This is a genomic window from Microbacterium sp. zg.Y909 (genome assembly GCF_024626565.1).
This window is the reverse complement of the sequence record NZ_JANJFJ010000320.1, coordinates 1-5,063: the sequence shown is the minus strand read 5'-3', so window position 1 is coordinate 5,063 and position 5,063 is coordinate 1. Positions and strand designations below refer to the sequence as shown.

The following is a 5,063-nucleotide window of genomic DNA, read 5'->3' as shown; positions in this document are numbered from 1 at the left end:
ACGGCGCGGCCGCCGTCGACCCGGGGACGAGGGGGCCGGCGTGGGAGCGACGGACCACGCCGTCGTCACCGGAGGCGAGAAGGTGCTGCATCGCCTCGACGGTCTCCCGCGCCACCTGCTCGACGGGTATGCGCACAGTGGTGAGGCCCAGCAGATCCGCGCCGGGAAGGATGCCGTCGCACCCGGTGACGCTGAGGTCGCGGGGAACGTCGAGGTCTGCCGCCCGCGCGGCGCGCAGCACCGCCAGCTGACGGTAGTCCGAGGGGCACAGCACGGCGGTGATCCGTCGGGAAGAGGCCAGCGCGACAACCGCGTCCACGCCGTCGTCCGGCGCGGCCGTCACGTGCACCGTCTCGACCTCGACGCCGATGGCCTCCAGCCGCTCACGCATGGCGCTGGCTCGCACATGCTCGGGGAAGGATGCCGCGGGGTCGGTCGCCAGCACCGCGACCCGGCGGTGCCCGAGGGAGTGGACGTGGTCGGCGAGCAGAGTGCCGTGGGCGTGCTCGTCGTAGGCGACCGAGTGCACGCGGTCGCCTACGGCGTCGCGGCCTGCGCGGATGATCGGCACCTGGTCGGCGAAGGGGTCCAGCTGGCTGCTGGTCACGCCGCCGGTGGCGACGATGAGGCCGGCGACCCGCATACCCAGCAGCCGCTGCAGGGCGGTGACCTGCTTCGTGCCGCCGGTATCGGCGCCGATCGTCACGGTCACAAGGTCCAGCCCGCACCGGTTCGCTTCGTCCTGCAGGCACGAGAACAGCAGGCCGTAGGCCGGGTTGCTGGCGTCGCGCAGCAGCAGCCCGACGGTGCCGGTGCGTCCGGCGGCGAGTTCTGCCGCCATGGTGTTCGGCACGTAGCCCAGGCGCTCGCAGATCTCGAGAATGCGCGCACGGGTCTCCTCGGCGAAGCGTCCCTCGCCCTTGAGCGCGCGGGTCGCGGTGGCCCGCGAAACCCCCGCCGCCGCGGCGACGTCGCTGATCGTCACCCGCAGAGGCGGGCGGTCGGGCACGTCACTCACGCGCGCGCTCCCCGGCCTCCGGGGTCGCCGTCGCCGTCCACCGCACCGGCGGCGGCCGCGCGGGCAGTCGGAGCCGCTGCGGCCGACTGCGCTGCCCGGCGTCGCGCGGCCCGCCCGGGGCGGCGCGGCGATCCGGCGCTCGCCCCGCGGCCGTACACGAAGTACATGACGAGACCCATGATGATCATGAGCAGCACGGTGTAGACGAACGTGATCGGCATCGCGTCGAGGTTGTTCTCGCCACGCGTGCTCTCCTGGATCGCGACGCCGAGTGGCTTGTACAGCGGGTGATAGAGGAAGATGGCCGCGTCGTAGTCGTCGAGCAGGCTGTTGAAGTTCAGCGCGGTGATCGCCGCCGCGGTGGGGAGCACCAGCGGGATGATCACGCGGCGGAACGCCGTCAGCGACTTCGCGCCGAGGATGCGGGAGGCATCCTCCAGCGAATCCGGCACCGACGCGAACGCGGCCTTCAGCAGGCGCAGCGTGAACGGGATCTTGATGACGATGTAGGCCACCAGCAGCAGCACCGGGGTGCCGGTGAGCACGGCGCCTGCGACCCAGCCGTTGGGGCGGTCGAAGGTCATGACGAGCCCGAGGGCGATGAGCACCGTCGGCAGGATCCACGGGATGTGCAGCACGTACTCGATGAGCGACGTGACCGGGTTGCGGTAGCGCTGCAGCACACGGGCGACGAACAGCAGCCCGACCACGACGATCACCGAGGCCACCGCGCTGTAGACGACGCTGACGATGAACGGCCGGATCGCTCCCGGCGTGGTGAACACCGTGATGTAGTTCTGCAGCGTGAAGCTGTCGAGGGTGATGCTGCCGGCGAGGATGCTTCTGGCGTCGACGAAGGAGAACAGCACGATCAGCACGACCGGGATCAGGTAGATCAGCCACACGAGGTACGCCAGCACATGCACGACGGCGTTGGCGACCGGGTTGGGGATCGGCTGCTTCTGGATGGGCGTGGCGACCTTGGCCACAGAGAAGTAGACGCCCGACTTCTCGGCGCGGTTCATGATCGCCAGCAGCACGATCGTCGCGAGACCCAGCACGATCGCCAGGAGCGCCGCGATGTCGCGTGTCACCGGGCTGCGGGAGAGGTCGACGATGAGGGGCGCGACGGTTTGGAAGTCCGGTCCGCCGAGCACGAGCGGCGCCGTCAGCGCACCCAGTCCGATGAGGAAGGTCAGCACGGTCACTGCGAAGAGCATCGGCCGCATGACCGGCAGCACGATGCGCCGAAGGATGCTCCACGTCGACGCGCCCATGAGCTTGGCGGCCTCGATCGAGGCGAAGTCGATCTTCGCCAGCGACGAAGACAAGAACAGCATGTGGTTCGTCGTCGTCGCGAAGGTCATCACGAACACGACGGCGAAGTAGCCCGAGAACCAGTCACGGTCCAGGTCCGGCCAGATGTTCAGCGCCAGGTTGGTGACGAACCCGAATCGGCCGTAGATGAAGTTGTAGCCGGCGGCCAGCACGATGCCGCCGTAGATGAGGGTCGTGGCGTACCCGAGCCACAGCAGCCGCGACCCGCGGACGCGGAAGTACTGCGTGACCAGCACGATGAACACGCCCACGATGTTGACCGTGATCGACAGCGTCACCGCCAGCAGAAAGCTGTTGCCGAGCGTGCGCATCGCCCGCTCGCTGCCGAGCAGCTTCTCCACCGCGCGCACACTGAACTGCCCCTCGGGGAAGAAGGTCGTCCCCAGCAGCGAGAGGTTGGGAAGCACCAGGAACGCCGCGGCGAACCACAGCACGGCCACGCCGGTGACCCACACGAGGGGCGAGCGCACCATGGCGCGCGCCTGGCCGGAGCCGCGTCGGCCTCGCCGGCCGGCGCGAACCGGCGGCACCGGGGCAGCCGCGGCCGGAAGCTCGTCCGCCTCCGGCGGCGGGGGAGCGGTGAAGGCCATGTCAGGCTCCCGGGTACTGCAGGACCCAGCGCGGATCGATGCCGAGGGTGACCTGCGTCCCCGGCTCCCACCGCTTCGCAGCGGCGGAGCCGGGCACACTCACGCGCAGCTTCGCGTCGTCGACCGCGACGGTGTAGACGCTGTGGCTGCCGTGGTACGTGCGCCCTTCGACGGTGCCGTCCACGGGCAGGACGCCATCGGTGGCCCCCCACGCCGGAGCCCCCACCGCGACGGCGACCTTCTCGGGGCGCACGTAGCTCTCGGCGTTCTCGTCGAGAACGGGCAGATCGGATGCCGCGTCGCTCGCGGCAGCGCTTTCGCGCAGTCGCCGCAGCACGGCGGGGGTGAGGCGATTGCTCTCCCCGATGAACCGGCAGACGAACGAGGTGGCGCTGCGGTCGTAGATCTCCTCGGGGGTGCCGACCTGCTGCAGCTCACCGGCATCCAGCACCGCGATGCGGTCGCTGAGGGTCAGCGCCTCCTCCTGGTCGTGCGTGACGTAGACCGTCGTGACGCCGACCTCGCTCTGCAGCTGCTTCAGCTGCTCGCGCAGCTGCACCCGCAGCTTGGCGTCGAGGTTCGACAGCGGCTCGTCGAGCAGAAGGATCTTGGGGGTCAGCACCAGCGCGCGGGCGATGGCCACTCGCTGCTGCTGACCCCCCGACAGCTCCGAGACGTTCTTGTCCAGTTGCGCCGACGCCAGACCCGTGCGGTCGGCGATCTCGTCGACGAGTCGGCGCTGCTCGGCCTTGGGGGCCTTTCGCACCGCCAGCCCGAACGCGATGTTGTCGCGCACGTTCATGCTCGGGAACAGGGCGTAGTTCTGGAACACCATCCCCACGCCGCGCTTCTCGCTGGGCACGTTCGTGACGTCGCGATCGCCGATGACGATGCGTCCCGCCGTCGGCTGGATGAAGCCGGCGAGCGAGCGCAGCGCGGTGGTCTTGCCGCAGCCCGAGGGCCCCAGCAGGGTGAAGAACTCGCCCTCGCGGATTTCGAGGTTGAGCCCTCGCACGGCGCGGTGGTCGCCGAAGGTGACGTCGACGTCGTCGAAGCGGATCACTGCCTGTGCCTATCGCCTTCTCAGCCGATGTACTCGAGGGTGACCTTCTCGACCCAGTCGCCGAGGTGCTCGCTGACGAGGCCGAAGTCGATCTCCTGGCGGGGGATCTCAGCCAGCTGGGCCACCACGTCGGGGTTGGCCTGCTCGACCGCGCCCTCGTTGACCGGCATCGCGTTGAACTCGGCGGCGAAGGCGCCCTGCACCTCGGCGCTGCCGAACCAGTCGATGAACTCCTGGGCGCGCGTCTCGTTGGCGGCGCCGTTGATGACGGCGATCTGCTCGGTCACGTAGGGCACGCCGTACTCGGGCACGACGAGGCCCGTGGCCGTGCCGTACTCCGCGTCACGGGCGGCGATGCCACTGGAGGGCAGCACGCCGAAGTCGACCTCGTCGCGGGTGATGCGGGCATAGAGGTCCGTGCCCTCGACGACGGGGGAGCCGTTGGCGTAGTACGACTTGACGATCTCCCAGCCTTCGTCGCTGACGCCCAGGTCGCCGTCCTCGTCGAGGTGGCGGGTGAGGATGCCGGCGAGCACGAGCTGCGGCGTCGCCTGCCCCAGCGCGGGGTTGACCTCGTACCGGCCCTGGTAGGCCTCGTCGGTTGCGAGCTCTTCGATGTCCTCGGGAGCGTCCGAGACGGCGTTCTCGTCGTAGACGGTGACGATGGCCTGCTGCACGAGCGGCCAGTATGCGCCGTCGGCGGGATCGCCGGCGTCGGCGGGCACCTCACCGCTCCAGCTCGGCTCGTAGGCGACGATGGCGTCTTCGGCCTTCAGCTGCTCGAAGAACATGTTGTTGAGACCGAACACCACGTCGCCGACGGGGTTGTTCTTCTCGGCGATGATGCGGTTGGTGAGATCGGCGCCGCCGAGGCCCACGATCTCGATGTCGAAGCCGGCCTCTTCGGCCTGCGCCTGGATCCACTCGCCGCGGCCATCGGAGTTGGAGTTGGTGTAGACGATGAGCGTCCCGTCCGACGAGCCGGTGTCGCCGGCGTCGGTCTCGGTGTCGGCGTCCCCGCCGGCGCACCCGCTGAGAGCGAGCACGGCGACAG

4 protein-coding genes are annotated in these 5,063 nt (G+C 69.7%); all 4 read right to left on the bottom strand.

Going from position 1 to position 5,063, the window contains the following annotated elements:
• Window positions 1–1,018: LacI family DNA-binding transcriptional regulator (locus NQ160_RS18130; protein WP_257516527.1), on the bottom strand; the 1,018-nt coding region annotated here is incomplete at its 3' end.
• On the bottom strand, window positions 1,015–2,946 hold the full coding sequence (locus tag NQ160_RS18125; RefSeq protein WP_306813156.1) for an ABC transporter permease: 1,932 nt from the start codon (window positions 2,944–2,946) through the stop codon (window positions 1,015–1,017). The genes NQ160_RS18125 and NQ160_RS18130, both read right to left, overlap by 4 nt.
• Window position 2,947: 1 nt before the next feature.
• Complete coding sequence (locus tag NQ160_RS18120) at window positions 2,948–4,009, bottom strand: ABC transporter ATP-binding protein (protein WP_257516526.1); 1,062 nt, start codon at window positions 4,007–4,009, stop codon at window positions 2,948–2,950.
• 20 nt (window positions 4,010–4,029) lie between these two features.
• A partial coding sequence (locus NQ160_RS18115) for an extracellular solute-binding protein (protein ID WP_306853701.1) occupies window positions 4,030–5,063 on the bottom strand: 1,034 nt, incomplete at its 5' end.

Coding starts and splice junctions, on each gene's coding strand:
- NQ160_RS18125 (WP_306813156.1), bottom strand. CDS start 2,946: ATGGCCTTCACCGCTCCCCCGCCGCCGGAGGCGGACGAGCTTCCGGCC.